This is a genomic window from Pseudoduganella sp. R-32 (assembly GCF_049913245.1).
Taxonomy (GTDB): Bacteria; Pseudomonadota; Gammaproteobacteria; order Burkholderiales; family Burkholderiaceae_D; genus Rugamonas.
In genome coordinates, this window is sequence record NZ_CP183987.1 from 5,469,152 (window position 1) to 5,484,634 (window position 15,483).

The following is a 15,483-nucleotide window of genomic DNA, read 5'->3' on the forward strand; positions in this document are numbered from 1 at the left end:
ATGGTCCGGCTCACCGAACTGGAGCACGACGCCCTCGTCGAGCTGTTCAATATTGGCGTCGGCCAGGCTGCTGCCGCCATGAGCGAGATCGTCAACGAAACGGTCACCATGTCGGTGCCTGCCATCAGCTTCCTCACCCGTGCCTCCGCCGCCAAATTGCTGGCCAGCCGCAGCACCGGCAACGGCCGCCTGTGCGGCATCAGCCAGCACTACAGCGGCGCCTTCGACACCGAAGCGATCCTGATGTTCCCGGAAGAGAAGAGCCAGGAAATCGTGCGCCTGATGGTGGGCGAAGCGATGCCGCTGGCTGAACTGTCGGCCATGGAACAGGAGGCGATGAGCGAGATCGGCAATATCCTGCTGAACAGCTGCGTCGGGTCGCTGGCCAACCTGCTCGGCCACGAGCTGCATGGCTCGCTGCCGGATTACCACCTCGGCTACGGCGAAGAGATCCTGGCGCTGGCCGGCAGCGGCGAAACCGCGGTGCTGATGCTGCATATCGAATTTGTCATCGAGCGCCAGCAGATTGCCGGGGACGTCGCCTTCATCATGGACATGACGGCGCTGCACGACCTGAAGCAGCATGTGGCAAACTTCCTCGACCGGTCCATCGGCGGAGCGCAGCCATGAAATCTTCGATCGAGTCCCTGCCGCTCCTGCAGGGCGTTATCGATTGCATCGACGTGGGTACCCTGGTCCTCGACGCCAGCGAACGCGTAGTGTTGTGGAACCGCTGGATGGACCAGCACTCCGGCGTATTGGGCCCCGAAACGCTGGAACGCAGCTTCTTCGACCTGTTCCCCGAGCAGCGCGGCAAGCGGCTGGAGGCGGCCATCGGCCAGGCGCTGCGCAACAACCTGCCTTCCCTGCTGTCGCAAACCCTGAATCGCTGGCCATTGCCGCTCTACGCCAACAAGTCCGCCGCCGAAAAAGGCGAGCGCATGCAGCAGCAGATCACGGTCACGCCGCTCAACCTGGGCAACAACGAACGCTATTGCCTGATCCAGGTCAGTGACGTGACAGCCGCGGTACAGCGCGAGAACCTGCTGCGCGAACAGGCCGTAGCCTTGCGCTCGCAAACCTTGCTGGACGACCTGACCGGCGTCGCCAACCGCCGCCACTTCGACATGGCGATCGACCGCGAAACCCGGCGCGCGCGGCGCATGGGCACGCCGCTGTCGCTGATGATGCTCGACATCGACTATTTCAAAGCCTATAACGACCATTACGGTCACCAGCAAGGCGATGCCTGCCTGGAAGCTGTGGCTTCCGCGCTATCGACCATGCAGCAGCGCCCGGCCGACCTGTTCGCGCGCTACGGCGGTGAAGAATTCGCGGTAATCCTGCCCGACACGCCCGCCGATGCAGCGGTGATGATGGCCAACGCCATGTGCCGCAAAGTGCGCGACTTGCGCATTCCGCACCAGGCCTCGCGCACGGATGAACGCATCGTCACCATCAGCATCGGCGTTGCCAGCAGCGACAGCAGCAATGCCGGCGAAGTGTATGACCTGATCAACGCAGCCGACCGCGCCCTCTACCAGGCCAAGGCATGCGGCCGCAACCGGGTGCACTCGTTATGAGCGCATCGGCCTGATCAGAGCAGTTCGATGCCGAAGCGCCGCACGCACGCGGCAAACAGGGCAAAGCAGGCAATCGTCAGCAGCACGCTCGCGCCCAGCGTCGGCCAGAACCCCAGTCGCGGCAGCAGCCACGGGAAGACCAGGAACATCGGCAGCGTTGGCACCACATACCAGAAGGTGTACCAGGCGTGGTTGGCGATCTTTTCCTGCGGTTGCCGTTCAACGTACAGCCAGACCAGCGCCAGCACGGTCACCATCGGCAGCGCAGCGATCAAGCCGCCCAGGCGGTCGCTGCGTTTTGCAAACTCCGACACCGCAACCACGACGCCTGCCGTGACCAGGTATTTGAAGATCAGCCAGGCCATGATGCCCTCCTACCGTGCAAAAACAAAACGAACCAGCGCCAGGGACAGCGCAAAGACATAGCCATATGCGAAGCGGTCGATGCGCAGCAGGGTGTCGCCGCGGCGCACGCGCCAGGCCCCCATCAGGCACATCAAGCCGCCGGCAGCCAGCGGGGTGACCAGCAAGTTAACCTTGCGCAGGACTTCGTTGCGTACCAGGTGATCCGGCAGCAGCCAAAGCGTTATTCCGCCGGCAATGGCGCCGAACAAGGCATAGCCAACGCCTGCCAGCCACGGGTTGGCCTTGTAGCTGCGCGCATCGGACAGCGAATGCATGCCTGCCTCCGCTGCCGCTTCGGCGATGAACTGGACGATGATCTCGCCAATCAGCTCAAACAGGAACTCGATCATGGTGTGAACAAGGCATGCTGGCTGGCGGTATGAAAATCGCGCCAGACGCGGTTGATGTCGGAGTCTTCTTGCGCGGCACGCAAGCCGCAATAAGGATAAGTATCGCCCACCGACCGGCGCGCAGAAAGCACCAGCGCCATCGATGCCTCGCGCAGCTGGGCGTCAAGCTCCCCGGCAATGCTGCCTATCTCGCCCTCTGCCTGCGCCCAGGCCTGGTCAAGCAGGGCGTACATGCGTTCACGGGCGCCTTCCAGCGCCACGGCAGCTTGCGCCACCGCGTCCTGCGCACTGGCCGACGGCTGGCGGCGCGCAGCAACGGTCTCCTGTGCCAGCTGCAGGAAGTGGCGCGCCAAGCCGGACAGGTTGGCCGCCAAAGTCACCCACGCCAGCAACATGAAGGGGAAGCGATACAGGGTACCTGGCGCCGTTGCATGAGCGGGATCAATCGTGAAGCCGGAGCTTGCCGGCACCCAGGCCCCTTCGACGCGGTAGCTGTGCGACGCAGTGCCCTTCATGCCAAAGCTGCGCCAGGTCGGCTCAACCACCACTTGCGCGGCAGGCACGATAAAAGCGCGTATCCGCGGCGCACCATCTTCCCCGGCCAGAGCCTGGCCGTTTTCGCGCAACACTGCATTGAGCGTGAAATGCGTCGCCATTGGTGCTCCGCTGGCGATGTCCCAGCGCCCGGCAATGCGATAACCTTCGCCTTCCTTGTCGGCGAAACCGGTCGGTGCGCCGCTGCCTGCGAGGCAAACATCCGGGGTCGAGATGATTTCGCGCGCCGTTTCGGGCGGCAGGAAGCCGGCAAACCAGCCGGCGCCGGCGCACAGGGTGACCACCCACCCCATGCTGCCATCCGCTTCCGCAATCGCCTCTTCCAGCCGGACCACTTGCGGCAAGGGCATCTCCGCCCCACCCGCGGCGCGCGGCGCTAGCATCTTCAGCCAGCCCTGCCGGTGGACCAGCGCCTGCTGGCCGGGCAGCAGGAACCCAGCTGCTTCAGCGCCGGCGGCATCGCCGGCAATCAAGTTCTTCTGCTGCTCATTCAACATTTCGCGATCAAATCCAGCTCGTAGTGCAAGACGTCCCTGCTTCCGTCAAACAGCCGTTCCAGCGCTTGCACCATTCCGGGGGCGAGCAGGCGATCTCGCTGCCGCTCGTCCGGGCGCTCGTAAGAATGGCCGGCATGCGCCAGCCAACGCACCATATCAATATGCAGCGCGTCCCACGCCATGCTTCCTCGCTCGGCTTGCGCCGCCTCAAGCGCAATCGTCTCCAGCCAATCCCACTTCCTCAGGCGCGCAAAAGCCAGCAAGATTGATAGATCCGCCTTGTCGCGCAAGACTTCCTTTACTCGTTCAAAGGGAACGTACGCGCCTTGCCGTGTCGCCATCTGCGCCGCCAGCCTGCGATTCGCGCGCCCCTCGTCAGAAAGCGCCGCAAGCGCGATTGCATCCTTGTCAGAGGGGGCCAATTTCAGCCACGCGAGAAATGCAGCGCCGCGTATCGATGGGAACGGCGACTCGCTCATCTCCCGCAACAAGGCGATATCCCCCGCCCCTCCCATGCTTCCCAGTGCGGCAAGGGCCATGCAGGCCTGATTGGTCCTGGCGTGCCTGTCCTGCAGGAGCTCACGATAATAAGGCGCGAGATCCACTCCATTGCTGCGCAAATAGTACTGGGCGAGAGACCTTACCGACCCTTGCGGGTCCAGCAAAGCGCCGCGGGCAATTTCCGCCGCGTCGGGAGCACACCCCAGCAGGCCGCGCAAGGCATGGGTGCGGACCACGCCGAAATGGGATTTCAGGCCGCCCCGCAAGACGGCAATCCGGTCTTCTTCTAGAAGCGACAGGGCCAACACGGCAGCCTGGCGCGACATGACGATGTCCTTGCCCGATTCGACAGCAAGGGTCAACAGTTCAACGCGCGGGATGAGTTCACGCTCCAGGAGCATGAAGAAACTGCCGCGAGCGACCATGGGATGGCGCGAGCATAAGGCTTCACGCAATTGATCGAACGTGAGCCGGCGGGCAAGTTCGGCCTGCGCGCTGGAAATCCAGGCAGAATGATTCAGCCTTGAGAAATGGCGTAACCGCCATGTGAATCCGACGACCGCCAGCAAGTCTTCGTGTCCGGCGGATGGCAGTAAGGCCTGTATAGCCCGGCGTGCAGCGGCGCGTACCTCCGGCACGAAATCGTTCAAACGGGGCATGATGGCCGGTATCGCACCGTCACCGCCTAAAGCCATCACCCTGTCAATCGCAGCTTCGCGCGCATACCCCGATCGCTGGGCCAGCAAAGCCTTCAATTCTTCAAGGCTGGTGCAAGCGCTGGCCTGAAGTACCGGATCGTCGCGCTGGAGTGTCGTAAACAGGCTCACGTTGCAGACAGCGCCAACACGACCAGGGCGTACATGGTCAGCACAATGACTGTCATGAACAGCAGGAAGCAGGTGCGCCACAAGGCGCCGTAGCGCGACAGGCCGTAGGCGCCACGCAATTGCAGGAACATGTGCACCGGCGGGATGAAGGCGAACAGGCAGCCTGCCAGGCCGCCGAATTCAAAGTAGCTCAGGGTCGCGACAAGGGTGAACAGCAGCGACATGAACGACAGCGAATACAGCGAGAACACGGCGTGGTCATACATCGTGACGCCACGGCGCCAGAAGAACATCAGCCAAAGGAATGGTAGCGAGATCGGCACCAGCAGGAAGGAGTATTTGTAGGCCGCGTTCTTCAGCTTGTACTGGGCCAGTTCAGGATTATCGACAGCGTGCCGGATGCCCTTGCCAATCCAGCCGGAGCTCGAATGCCCGGCGTCCCTGCCGCCAGCCGCATCCGCGTCGGTCATCCCTTTGGTAACGTCCTGAACTATTTCCTGAATGATGCCCGGCTCTTTCGTATCCGCGCTTTCCTTACCCTCGTCGCTCGCCCCCTCCTTGCCGGTATTCCTAGCAGCGGGCTTGATCGTTTCAGTAAACTTGGCGGTGCCGGTCATGGCAACTTTGCCGGCTGCCAGGGCGCTATTCAGGCCGTCGAGCGTTTTCTTCGCTTCATCAAGCCGGTGTTGGGCCTTCGGCACTTCCGCCGTGCCTGGCTCCGCTTCCTTGAGTTCTTCCTCTGCTTCGGCGATCAGCTGTTTCTGGTCGGAGATCTTTTCATTCATCTTCTGCTCGAATGCGGCCTTGCCATTCTTGCCTTCGACGACCTTGCCCGTACTCGGGCCGGAGCTGGTGCCCATCGTCAGCGAGAAGACGAAGAACATGAAGAACATCATGAACAGGAACAGCGCCAGCGGCGATACAAAGCGCGTCCGCTGGCCGTCGATGTAGCGGCGCGTCAGCTGGCCCGGGCGGGCAACCAGCAAGGGCAAGGTGCGCCAACCCTTGGTATCGAAGTGAAGCAGGCCATGGATCAACTCCTCGCCCAAATGCAGCACGGATTTGTGCAGGTGGCCCTTCTGGCCGCAGTTGCCGCAATAATTGGCGGTGACTGGCGTGCCGCAGTTGGCGCATGCTGCGCCGTGGGCGTGCTCGCCGGACTTGCCGGCATTGCCTTCAACTTCCCTGGCCGCCAGGCTGGCTGTCACCAGGTCGCCTGCTGCTTCGATCTCCATCCCCATCGTTTTCCCCGCTCGCTTATTTGAATAGTAATTGTGAAATGGCGTCCTGCGCCTGGATGACGGTGGCATATTCCCCGTGCAGGTTGGACAAGGCCATTGCATGAACTTCCTGCGGGCTGCGCCGCACGCCGTCGAAATCGGTCTGTGCATAGGCATAGCAGCCATCTGCCGCAACAAACGTCTTGAAGCCGAGGTTGCCCGCCGTACGCGCTGTCGCTTCTACCGAATTATTGGTGCTGACGCCAAGCACCAGCACGGACGAAATGCCGCGCGCATGCAGCCAGCGTTCCAGCCCGGTATTGATAAAGGCGTCCGGCACATTCTTTTCCACGATGTGTTCGCCCGCAACCGGGGCCAGCGCCGGCTGGAATTCAGCTCCTCGCTGGCCCGGCCAGAATGGCGATCCCGGAGTGCGCGACATATGGCGGATATGGACTACCGGGGCGCCGTGCTCGCGCCACCGCCCGAGCAGGCCGGCGATGACCTGCTCCGCCTGATGGTTGTTACGCTCGCCTGGCGCCGGCCAGCTCATGCCGACCTGCATGTCGACGATGATCAGCGCAGTGTTCTGCATTGAGAATGATGTGGAATCTACGGGGCAATAAAGATATCACATCATTGGCAAATGAACAGCCCCGGGGGCCGGCGGCGGCAATCCAATCGCTCATCAGCTCTTTCGCTCCAGTTTCACGACGACGGTGCCGGCCAGGAAGTCATGCACGGCGCGGCGGCGCGAATTCAGCAGCATGACGATTGCACCAAGCCAGGTCCATCCCTGCATGCTCCAATTGACCGCCGTCAGCCAGCCAGGGCCCGATGCCATCAAGGCTTCGCTGCGCGCCAGGAAGCCGTAGTTCAGGTAGGTGGCGTCATCCATCGACAGGGCCGAGAGGCCAAGGCCCAGATTGATCGCGGCACCCAGAAGCATCACCGGTGCTTCCCGAATCAACGCTGCCGTAAGCGAGACTGGCGCACCATCTTTCATCTGGACGCGCAACTTCATCACGAGCTTGCCTGGCGTGCCGCCATAGCGGCGTACCAGGTAGACCGAGTAGAGAAGGCCGGTAACGATGCCGGGAACGATCCAGGACAGGTAGAAACTGCGAGAAATGGTGCTGAGCCAATACGTCAGCCCAACGAGGGGCAGCATGATGACGAAGTCCAGAAGCTTGGCAGCAACGCGCAGCCAGAAGCCGCCAACCTGCGGGTCTGCATTGCTGCCATCTTGCACAGGGAGATCGAGGTTGGCAACTGGTGCCTGGTATGGATTGGTCATGGCTGGTAAACGTGTGCTTTAAAGCAACTACGATAGCACACTGTTAGCAAAAAATATACGCGGCAGGTTGTCGCGGGATGAGGGGTCGCGCAGGAAATCGCGCAGCATGTCGCGGTAAAGGCCGGCCTCCTGTTTGTGCAGGCAGGCCATGGCGAAGTAGTCGGCCAGAATTTCGGCCTGCGCCTCCATATTGAAGTCGCACAAACGCCGCTCGGGCGACACTTCGTAGTCATAGCTCAGGCCAAGCCGGATCGCGCCGCGCCACATCACGGGGTAGCCAAGCTGGTATTGCCATACGTGGGCCATCTCGTGCATGAACCAGTGCTGTTCTGCCTCAGTAGCGAGCGAGAAGTCCGGGCGATAGCGGGAGATATGGAAATACAGTTCGCCGTTGGGCGTGATGCAGACGTCTTTACGCTGCAGGAAAGGAATGAAGCGGGTGTTGTGGATGCGCACCCGCTGGTAGTCGATCGCGCCGCCGAACACCAGCCGGGCCAGCGCGATCTCACCCGACGTCAACGGCCGGGCGATGACTTCCATCAGTGGCGCAGTGCGCTGGCCGCCTTGGCGATGGCGGTGATGCGGTCCCAGTCGCCCGCCTGCATGGCGTCCTTCGGCGTCAGCCAGGAACCGCCCACGCAAGCCACGTTCTTCAGCGAGAGGAAGGCAGGCGCCGTATCTTGCGAAATGCCGCCGGTCGGGCAGAACACCACGTCCGACAACGGGCCGGCAATCGCATTCAGCATGCCGACGCCGCCGGCCGGAACCGCCGGGAACAGCTTCAGTTGCTTGAAGCCCTGCTCGCGCGCCTTCATCACTTCCGAGGGGGTCATCACGCCCGGCAGCAGGGGCAGACCGCTGGACTTGGCGGCGCCGATCAGCGCATCGGTCAGGCCCGGCGACACGCCGAACACCGCACCCGCATCGCGCGCAGCGGCAAATTCCTCAGGCTGGGTCAGCGTGCCGACGCCGACGATGGCGCCCTCCACCTGGCTCATGGCGCGGATGGCGCCCAGGCCGTGCTGGGTCCGCAGGGTCACTTCCAGCACGCGGATGCCGCCTGCCACCAGGGCTTTCGCCAGCGGCACGGCGTGGTCCGGGTCGTCAATCGCGATCACAGGGATCACGGCCGAAGTACGCATAATCTCGAGCAGGGTCATATCAGGCTTTCTTTGCGAGGAAATCTTCATCGGAACCGGGCATGGTGTTGCCCACATTGTCTTCGCCGTGCAACGGCACGGTCGTCTGGATCGGCGACGGCAGCGGGAAGCTGGTCGCGCCCTGCTCCGCTGCGCACACGGTATTGCGGAACATGGAGAACAGTTCGCGGCCCATGCCGATCTGGTTTGGCGACAGGTCGGCTTGCGCCATCGAACGGCCATGCCAGACATCGGAGGAAACCAGCGCTTCCAGCGTGCCCGAGGCAGCGTCGAGGCGGATGATGTCGCCGTCGCGCACCAGGCCCAGCGGACCGCCCGCCAGGATCTCGGGCGAAACGTGGATCGCGGCAGGCACCTTGCCCGACGCGCCGGACATGCGGCCATCGGTCACCAGCGCCACCTTGCGGCCGGCGTCCTGCAGGTTGGCCAGCGCCGGGGTCAGGGCGTGCAGTTCCGGCATGCCGTTGGCTTTCGGCCCCTGGAAGCGGATCACGGCCACAAAGTCGCGATCAAGCTTGCCGGCCTTGTAGGCTGCCATGAAGGCTTCCTGTGAATCGAACACCAGCGCCGGCGCTTCCACCGTGCGGTGCTCTTCCTTGACGGCGGACACCTTCATGATGGCCCGGCCCAGGTTGCCCTGCACCAGCACCATGCCGCCATCTTTCGAGAACGGGTCGGCGGCGCCGCGCAATACTTTCTCGTCGGCGCTCTTCAGCGGGGCTTCCTTGAAGATCACGCCGGATGCATCGTCGTTCAGGAACGGCTCGGCGCAGTGCGCGCGCAAGCCCTTGCCCAGGATGGTATTCACATCGTCGTGCAGCAGGCCGGCATCCAGCAGTTCGCGGATCACAAAACCGGTGCCGCCGGCAGCGTGGAAATGGTTCACGTCCGCATCGCCGTTAGGATAGATGCGGCACAGCAGCGGCACCACGGCCGACAGTTCGTTGAAATCGTCCCAGTCGATCACCACGCCGGCCGCCTTGGCAATCGCCACCAGGTGCAGGGTGTGGTTGGTCGAACCGCCGGTGGCCAGCAGGCCCACCACGGCGTTGATGATGGACTTCTCGTCCACGATTTGGCCGACCGGGATGTACTCGCTGCCCATCTCGGTGATCTGCGCTGCACGCTGTGCGGCGGCGGCCGTCAGCGCATCGCGCAGCGGGGTGCCCGGATTGATGAAGGCGGCGCCCGGCAAATGCAGGCCCATGATCTCCATCAGCAGCTGGTTGGAGTTGGCAGTACCGTAGAAGGTACAGGTGCCGGCGCCGTGATACGACTGGGCCTCCCCTTCCAGCAGTTCTTCGCGGGTCGCCTTGCCTTGCGCGTAGCGCTGGCGGATCGCCGCCTTCTCCTTGTTCGACAGGCCGGAAGTCATCGGGCCGGCCGGCACGAACACCGCAGGCAGGTGACCGAAGTGCAACGCGCCGATCAAGAGGCCCGGCACGATCTTGTCGCATACGCCCAGGTACAGCACCGAGTCGAACATATTATGGGACAGGCCGATCGCCGCCGACATCGCAATCGCATCGCGCGAGAACAGCGACAGTTCCATGCCCGGCTGGCCCTGGGTCACGCCATCGCACATGGCCGGCGTGCCGCCCGCGTACTGCGCCACCGCGCCAACCTTGCGCACCGCATCCTTGATGATGGCGGGGAAGGTTTCGAACGGCTGGTGCGCCGACAGCATGTCGTTATAGGCGGAGATGATCGCCACGGAAGGCTGCTTCACCTCTTTCAGGATCAGCTTATCGTTCGCCGGGAACGCGGCAAAACCGTGCGCCAGGTTGGTGCAGGACAGGGTTCCGCGCTGGGTGCGGCCTTTGACGCGGGCCGCCTGGAGGTGCGCCAGGTAGGCCCCGCGGGAAACGCGGCTGCGCTGGATGACGCGCGCGGTGACTTTTTCCAGGACTGGATGCAACGGCATGATCGTTCCTTTTCAATGAATTTACGGAAATTTTACTACAAAATTTCCGACTGCGAGCGCTCCCATCGCGCCCATTCACGCTCAAAAGCCCCGCAATTCACCAGCGCGACAAAAGATTTGTAGTGAATTTACCTGTTTTTGCTGTATAGTTAAACACAATTCATAAAACCATATGCCACCGGACATTATGCGCTTGCCCGCCCTGACTTCCACCGCGGCCTACCAGGCCCTTGAAATCCACGCCCACGACGCCCGCGACTGGCAGATGCGCCAGTTGTTCCAGAAAGACCCCGGCCGCTTCCCGCGCATGACGGTCGATGCGGCAGGCCTGTTCCTGGATTACTCCAAGAACCGCGCCGACGACGAGACCATCAGGCTGTTGGTGCACCTGGCCCGCACGCGCGGCGTGGTGGAACAGCGCGATGCCATGTTTGCCGGTGAAAAAATCAATATTACCGAACGCCGTAGCGTACTGCACACCGCCCTGCGTATGCCGCGCGGCAAGGCGCAGAAGGTCGACGGCCAGGACGTGAATGCCGACGTGCATGCAGTGCTGGACCGCATCAAGGCCTTCACCGACAAGGTGCGCAATGGCGGCTGGCTGGGCCACACGGGCAAGCCGATCACCGATGTGGTGAATATCGGCATTGGCGGCTCCGACCTGGGTCCGAAAATGGCCGTACTGGCCCTGCGCTCCTACTGCCACCCGCGCCTGAAGATGCACTTCGTCTCCAACGTGGACGGCCACGATATGGACGCCGTCCTGGCGCAAGTGAATCCCGAAACCACGCTGTTCATCGTCGCATCGAAAACCTTCACCACCGCAGAAACCATGCTGAACGCGCAGACTGCGCGCAACTGGTTCCTTGGCCGCGCGCGCGAGGCTGACTTGCCGCGCCACTTTGTCGCCGTATCCACCAATACCGATGCGGTGCGCGCCTTCGGCATCGATCCGGAAAACATGTTCCCGTTCTGGGACTGGGTCGGCGGCCGCTATTCGGTATGGTCGGCCATCGGCCTGTCTGTTGCGATCGCGATCGGCTTCGGCTACTTCCAGGCCTTCCTGGAAGGCGCGCACGCCATGGATGAACACTTCCGCGAAGCGCCGCTGGAAGCGAACATGCCGGTGCTGCTGGCCCTGATCGGTTTCTGGAACCGCCAGTTCCTCGGCGCCAGCTCGCTCTCCATCGCCCCTTACCACCAGGACCTGAACCGCTTCCCGGCCTACCTGCAGCAGCTCGACATGGAAAGCAACGGCAAGCGCGTGACCAGGAACGGGCAGCCGGTGGACACGCCGACCTGCCCCATCGTCTGGGGCGAGTGCGGCACCAACGCGCAGCACGCCTACTTCCAGCTGCTGCACCAGGGCACCGACGCGACGCCGATCGATTTCATCGCCGCCTTGCGCGCAACCCACGACCTGCCGGGCCACCACGACGCCCTGCTGGCCAACTGCTTCGCCCAGTCGGAAGCCTTCATGAAAGGCAAAACCGAAGACGAAGTGCGCGCCGAGCTGAAAGGCGCCGGCCTGCCGGCTGCGGAAATGGAGGAAATGGTTCCGCACAAGACCTTCCCCGGCAACCGCCCGTCCAACACCATCCTGATGGACCAGCTCACGCCATCCACCCTCGGCGCGCTGATCGCGCTGTACGAACACAAGACCTTCGTGCAGGGCGTGATCTGGAATGTCGCCAGCTTCGACCAGTGGGGCGTGGAACTGGGCAAGGTACTGGCCAGGAAGATCCAGGCAGAATTGACCGGCAAGGTCGATCCGGAAGCGCATGACAGCTCGACCAACGGCCTGATCGTGATGGCCAAGGCGGCGCAAATCCAATGAACAGCTACCAGATCGAAGTCGCCTGCGACGCCACCATGACCGTGGGCGAAAGTCCGTTGTGGGCGCCGGACGAGAAAGCCCTGTACTGGGTCGATATCGAAGGCTTTGCCATCCACCGCCTGTGCACGGCTACCGGCCAGCACGAACAGTGGAAGGTCGACAGCGAGGCGTCGTCGCTGGCGCGCGCCGCGAAAGGCGGCCTGATGGTCGCGCAACGCCGCGGCTTCTCCCATTTCAATCCCGATACCGACGAATGGAAGCTGGTGGCCGAAGCGCCGTTCGACCAGTCCACCACCCGCTTCAACGACGGCAAATGCGACGCGGCGGGCCGCTTCTGGTGCGGCACCATTTACGAGCCGCGCGACAAGCCGGCGGCGGAAATGTACGTGCTCGAACGCGGCCAGGTCCGCAAGGTCTGGTCCGGCGGCATGGTCAATTCGAACGGCCTGGGCTTCAGCCCGGACAACAAGACCATGTTCCACGCCGAAACAGCCAGCCACCGCGTGACGCGCTTTGCCTTCGACCTGTTGTCCGGCACTGTCAGCGACGAGCGCGATGTGCGCCGCTTCAGCACCGACAAGTCGGCAGCCGATTACGGCGGCCGTCCGGACGGCGCTGCAGTCGACAGCGAAGGCAATTACTGGATCGCCATGTTCGAAGGCGGCCGCATCCTCAAGCTGTCGCCGCAGGGCGAGCAGTTGGACGAGATCCGCCTGCCCGTGCGCTGCCCGACCATGGTGGCGTTCGGCGGCCCCGACCTGCGCACCCTGTACATCACCACGGCCGGCAAGCGCCCGGCCGAGGAGCTGGCGGCCCACCCGCTGAGCGGCAAAGTGCTGTCGGTGCGCATGCCGGTTGCCGGCCGCATCGAACCTGCTTATGTAGACTGAAGTAAAACCCTGTAACTCACCTGAAGACGATTATGGCTCTCTCTGATTTCGACCTGGTTCTGTTTGGCGGTAGCGGCGACCTCGCAATGCGCAAATTGCTGCCTGCTATGTTTAGCCGCGATATTTGCGGCGACCTGCCGCCGACCGCGCGCATCGTCTGCGTCGGCCGCCAGGAGAGCACCCAGGACGAGTTCATCAATATGGTGACGACCACCTCGCGTCCCCATATCAAATCAGCCAAGGCCACCGACGAAAACTGGGACCGCTTCATTGCGCGCATCGTCTACGTGTCGCTGGACGCCACCGATTCCGCCACCTACAAAGGCCTGGTCGAAGCCCTGCGCACCGATCCCGCCATCACCCGCGTCTACTATCTGGCCACACCGCCGGCCCTGTTCTCGCGCATCTGCGACAACCTGAAGGACAACGGCCTGGCCACCGCCAACTCGCGCGTGGTGCTGGAAAAGCCGCTGGGACGCGACCTGGCGTCGGCCAAGCAGATCAACAAGGAAGTGGGCAAGGTCTTCGAAGAACAGCAGATCTACCGTATCGACCACTACCTCGGCAAGGAAACCGTGCAGAACCTGCTGGCCCTGCGCTTCGGCAACATCCTGTTCGAACCGCTGTGGCGCCGCGAGTGGATCTCCGACGTGCAGATCACCATCGCCGAGAAGCTGGGCGTGGGCAACCGCATCGGCTACTACGATACCTCCGGCGCGCTGCGCGACATGCTGCAGAACCACCTGCTGCAGCTGCTGTGTATCGTCGCCATGGAACCGCCGACCTCGATCGCGCCGGACGCAGTGCGCGACTCCAAGCTGCAGGTGCTGCGTTCCCTGAAGCGCTTCACCCCGACCACGCTGGCGCAGAACATCGTGCGCGGCCAGTACCGCGCCGGCCACGTGGAAGGCAAGGCCGTGCCAAGCTACCGCGACGAACCGGAAGCGCCGCAGAACTCGAAGACCGAAACCTTCGTCGCCATGAAAGTGGAAATCGACACCTGGCGCTGGGCCGGCGTGCCGTTCTACCTGCGCACCGGCAAGCGCATGGCCGACTCGCTGGCCGAGATCGTGGTGCGCTTCAAGCAGATCCCGCACTCGATCTTCAACCAGCCGACCTCCAGCTTCCAGCCGAATTCCCTGGTGATTCGCCTGCAGCCGGACGAAGGCCTGCGCATGAACCTGATGGCCAAGACCCCGGGCGAAGGCATGCGCCTCAAGCCGGCGGAGCTGGAACTGGACTTCCGCGAAACCTTCAAGATGCCGCGCATGGACGCTTACGAGCGCCTGCTGCTGGACGTGCTGCGCGGCCAACTGACCCTGTTCATGCGCGGCGACGAACTGGAAGCGGCATGGGATTGGGTCGAACCTATCCTGAACAACTGGGAGCAGGACGATTCCGCGCCGCTGCCATACGCCTCCGGCACCTGGGGCCCGGCTGCCGCCAGTGCCCTGATCGGCCGCGACGGGCTACAATGGCGTGAAGAAGCCTTGCCTGAAGACTAATGCTGCTCGACTCCATCCGCACCCAGCTCGACTCGCTCTCCAAATCGGAGCGCAAGGTCGCGCTGGCCGTGCTCGACAACCCGGCCCGCACGGTGGGCGCCAATATCACGGCACTGGCCAAGAGTGCGCAAGTGTCGGAGCCGACCGTGGTGCGCTTCTGCCGCACGCTCGGCTACGACGGCTGGCATGAATTCAAGCTGAAGCTGGCGCAGGGCCTGGCCCTCGCCCTGCCCGGCCTGAACGACCAGCCGGCGCAGGACGACCTGGCGTCCGACCTGGTGAACAAGATCTGCAGCCGTTCCATCAACACGCTGCTGGACTTGCGCAACAACCTGAATGCGGAACCGGTGCAGAAAGCCCTCGACATCCTGTCGCGCGCGCGCAAGATCGAGTTCTACGGCCACGGCACCTCCGGCATCGTGGCGGCAGACGCGCAGCACAAGTTCTTCCGCTCCGGCGTGCCCACCGTGGCCTACGCCGACCCGGCGATCCACAGCATTTCAGCAGCCCTGCTGCACGAAGGCGATGCGGTCGTGGCGATTTCCCAGCGCGGCAACAGCCCGGCCCTGGTGCGCTCGGCCAAGCTGGCCAAGGAAGGCGGCGCCGACGTCATCGTGCTCGCCCCCTCAGGCACGCCGCTGGCGGAAACGGCCACGGTACTGATCCCGATCGACCTGATCTTCAACACCGACCCCTACACGCCGATCTCCGCCCGCCTGGCCTACCTGGTGGTAATCGACGTGCTGGCCGTTGGCCTGGCCCTGAAACGCGGCCCCGAATTCCGCAAGAAAATGCAAAACGCCCAGAAAGCGCTGCAGGAATTCGACATGCAGTTCGACTCCTTCATCGGCTGACGCTGCATTGCGGCCGAGGCAGAATGCCGCGCAAATGGGCGTCGGCGGCGCCGATGGGCTAGAATTGCATAATTGCAA

The 15,483-nt window shown here is 63.3% G+C and carries 16 protein-coding genes; 6 read left to right on the forward strand and 10 right to left on the reverse strand.

Annotated elements, in window-relative coordinates; genetic code table 11:
• Positions 1–630, forward strand: a complete 630-nt coding sequence (locus ACN9MU_RS24945) for a chemotaxis protein CheC (RefSeq protein ID WP_426163617.1) — start codon at positions 1–3, stop codon at positions 628–630.
• Positions 627–1,583, forward strand: a complete 957-nt coding sequence (locus ACN9MU_RS24950) for a diguanylate cyclase domain-containing protein (RefSeq protein ID WP_426163620.1) — start codon at positions 627–629, stop codon at positions 1,581–1,583. Before ACN9MU_RS24945 ends, ACN9MU_RS24950 begins: the two co-directional genes overlap by 4 nt.
• A 14-nt stretch (positions 1,584–1,597) precedes the next feature.
• On the opposite strand, the gene ACN9MU_RS24955 is transcribed toward ACN9MU_RS24950, so the two are convergent.
• The 10 genes from ACN9MU_RS24955 to edd form a co-directional block, all read right to left on the reverse strand.
• Positions 1,598–1,948, reverse strand: coding sequence for a DUF3147 family protein (locus ACN9MU_RS24955; protein WP_426336265.1), 351 nt, complete (start codon positions 1,946–1,948; stop codon positions 1,598–1,600).
• A gap of 9 nt (positions 1,949–1,957) precedes the next feature.
• Positions 1,958–2,338 carry a hypothetical protein gene (locus ACN9MU_RS24960; protein WP_426336266.1) on the reverse strand — a complete coding sequence of 127 codons (381 nt, stop codon included), beginning with the start codon at positions 2,336–2,338 and terminating at the stop codon, positions 1,958–1,960.
• On the reverse strand, positions 2,335–3,390 hold the full coding sequence (locus tag ACN9MU_RS24965) for an acyl-CoA dehydrogenase (RefSeq protein WP_426336267.1): 1,056 nt from the start codon (positions 3,388–3,390) through the stop codon (positions 2,335–2,337). Before ACN9MU_RS24965 ends, ACN9MU_RS24960 begins: the two co-directional genes overlap by 4 nt.
• The gene (locus ACN9MU_RS24970; RefSeq protein WP_426343595.1) at positions 3,384–4,718 is read right to left on the reverse strand and encodes a HEAT repeat domain-containing protein; all 1,335 of its coding nucleotides are present in this window, start codon (positions 4,716–4,718) and stop codon (positions 3,384–3,386) included. The genes ACN9MU_RS24965 and ACN9MU_RS24970 overlap by 7 nt, the downstream gene beginning before the upstream one ends.
• Positions 4,715–5,953, reverse strand: coding sequence for a DUF3667 domain-containing protein (locus ACN9MU_RS24975; protein WP_426343596.1), 1,239 nt, complete (start codon positions 5,951–5,953; stop codon positions 4,715–4,717). Before ACN9MU_RS24975 ends, ACN9MU_RS24970 begins: the two co-directional genes overlap by 4 nt.
• A 22-nt stretch (positions 5,954–5,975) precedes the next feature.
• Positions 5,976–6,533, reverse strand: coding sequence for a cysteine hydrolase family protein (locus tag ACN9MU_RS24980; protein ID WP_426163633.1), 558 nt, complete (start codon positions 6,531–6,533; stop codon positions 5,976–5,978).
• Positions 6,534–6,626: 93 nt separating this feature from the next.
• On the reverse strand, positions 6,627–7,235 hold the full coding sequence (locus ACN9MU_RS24985; RefSeq protein WP_426343597.1) for an RDD family protein: 609 nt from the start codon (positions 7,233–7,235) through the stop codon (positions 6,627–6,629).
• Positions 7,236–7,262: 27 nt separating this feature from the next.
• Positions 7,263–7,775, reverse strand: a complete 513-nt coding sequence (locus tag ACN9MU_RS24990) for a Rhs element Vgr protein (RefSeq protein WP_426163637.1) — start codon at positions 7,773–7,775, stop codon at positions 7,263–7,265.
• Entirely contained in the window at positions 7,775–8,395 is a 621-nt protein-coding gene (eda, locus tag ACN9MU_RS24995) for a bifunctional 4-hydroxy-2-oxoglutarate aldolase/2-dehydro-3-deoxy-phosphogluconate aldolase (RefSeq protein WP_057261271.1), read from the reverse strand. Before eda ends, ACN9MU_RS24990 begins: the two co-directional genes overlap by 1 nt.
• A gap of 1 nt (position 8,396) precedes the next feature.
• Positions 8,397–10,319 (reverse strand): phosphogluconate dehydratase, encoded by a 1,923-nt coding sequence (gene edd / locus ACN9MU_RS25000; RefSeq protein WP_426163642.1) that lies wholly within the window; start codon positions 10,317–10,319, stop codon positions 8,397–8,399.
• 187 nt (positions 10,320–10,506) lie between these two features.
• On the opposite strand from edd, the gene pgi reads away from it, so the two are divergent.
• From pgi to ACN9MU_RS25020, 4 genes are read left to right on the forward strand one after another with little or no spacing between them, the layout of a single operon-like run.
• Positions 10,507–12,156, forward strand: a complete 1,650-nt coding sequence (gene pgi / locus ACN9MU_RS25005) for a glucose-6-phosphate isomerase (protein ID WP_426172290.1) — start codon at positions 10,507–10,509, stop codon at positions 12,154–12,156.
• On the forward strand, positions 12,153–13,046 hold the full coding sequence (locus tag ACN9MU_RS25010; protein WP_426163644.1) for an SMP-30/gluconolactonase/LRE family protein: 894 nt from the start codon (positions 12,153–12,155) through the stop codon (positions 13,044–13,046). Before pgi ends, ACN9MU_RS25010 begins: the two co-directional genes overlap by 4 nt.
• A gap of 32 nt (positions 13,047–13,078) precedes the next feature.
• Positions 13,079–14,551 carry a glucose-6-phosphate dehydrogenase gene (gene zwf, locus ACN9MU_RS25015; RefSeq protein WP_426163646.1) on the forward strand — a complete coding sequence of 491 codons (1,473 nt, stop codon included), beginning with the start codon at positions 13,079–13,081 and terminating at the stop codon, positions 14,549–14,551.
• Positions 14,551–15,405 (forward strand): SIS domain-containing protein, encoded by an 855-nt coding sequence (locus ACN9MU_RS25020; RefSeq protein WP_130310897.1) that lies wholly within the window; start codon positions 14,551–14,553, stop codon positions 15,403–15,405. Before zwf ends, ACN9MU_RS25020 begins: the two co-directional genes overlap by 1 nt.
• Positions 15,406–15,483 lie beyond the last annotated feature (78 nt).

Excerpts from the sequence above, each read along its gene's own strand:
- pgi (WP_426172290.1), top strand. The coding sequence starts at position 10,507 with ATGCGCTTGCCCGCCCTGACTTCCACCGCGGCCTACCAGGCCCTTGAA.
- zwf (WP_426163646.1), top strand. The coding sequence starts at position 13,079 with ATGGCTCTCTCTGATTTCGACCTGGTTCTGTTTGGCGGTAGCGGCGAC.
- ACN9MU_RS24945 (WP_426163617.1), top strand. The coding sequence starts at position 1 with ATGGTCCGGCTCACCGAACTGGAGCACGACGCCCTCGTCGAGCTGTTC.
- ACN9MU_RS24955 (WP_426336265.1), bottom strand. The coding sequence starts at position 1,948 with ATGGCCTGGCTGATCTTCAAATACCTGGTCACGGCAGGCGTCGTGGTT.
- edd (WP_426163642.1), bottom strand. The coding sequence starts at position 10,319 with ATGCCGTTGCATCCAGTCCTGGAAAAAGTCACCGCGCGCGTCATCCAG.
- ACN9MU_RS24990 (WP_426163637.1), bottom strand. The coding sequence starts at position 7,775 with ATGGAAGTCATCGCCCGGCCGTTGACGTCGGGTGAGATCGCGCTGGCC.
- ACN9MU_RS24960 (WP_426336266.1), bottom strand. The coding sequence starts at position 2,338 with ATGATCGAGTTCCTGTTTGAGCTGATTGGCGAGATCATCGTCCAGTTC.
- ACN9MU_RS24975 (WP_426343596.1), bottom strand. The coding sequence starts at position 5,953 with ATGGAGATCGAAGCAGCAGGCGACCTGGTGACAGCCAGCCTGGCGGCC.
- eda (WP_057261271.1), bottom strand. The coding sequence starts at position 8,395 with ATGACCCTGCTCGAGATTATGCGTACTTCGGCCGTGATCCCTGTGATC.
- ACN9MU_RS24980 (WP_426163633.1), bottom strand. The coding sequence starts at position 6,533 with ATGCAGAACACTGCGCTGATCATCGTCGACATGCAGGTCGGCATGAGC.
- ACN9MU_RS25010 (WP_426163644.1), top strand. The coding sequence starts at position 12,153 with ATGAACAGCTACCAGATCGAAGTCGCCTGCGACGCCACCATGACCGTG.
- ACN9MU_RS24985 (WP_426343597.1), bottom strand. The coding sequence starts at position 7,235 with ATGACCAATCCATACCAGGCACCAGTTGCCAACCTCGATCTCCCTGTG.
- ACN9MU_RS24965 (WP_426336267.1), bottom strand. The coding sequence starts at position 3,390 with ATGTTGAATGAGCAGCAGAAGAACTTGATTGCCGGCGATGCCGCCGGC.
- ACN9MU_RS24950 (WP_426163620.1), top strand. The coding sequence starts at position 627 with ATGAAATCTTCGATCGAGTCCCTGCCGCTCCTGCAGGGCGTTATCGAT.
- ACN9MU_RS25020 (WP_130310897.1), top strand. The coding sequence starts at position 14,551 with ATGCTGCTCGACTCCATCCGCACCCAGCTCGACTCGCTCTCCAAATCG.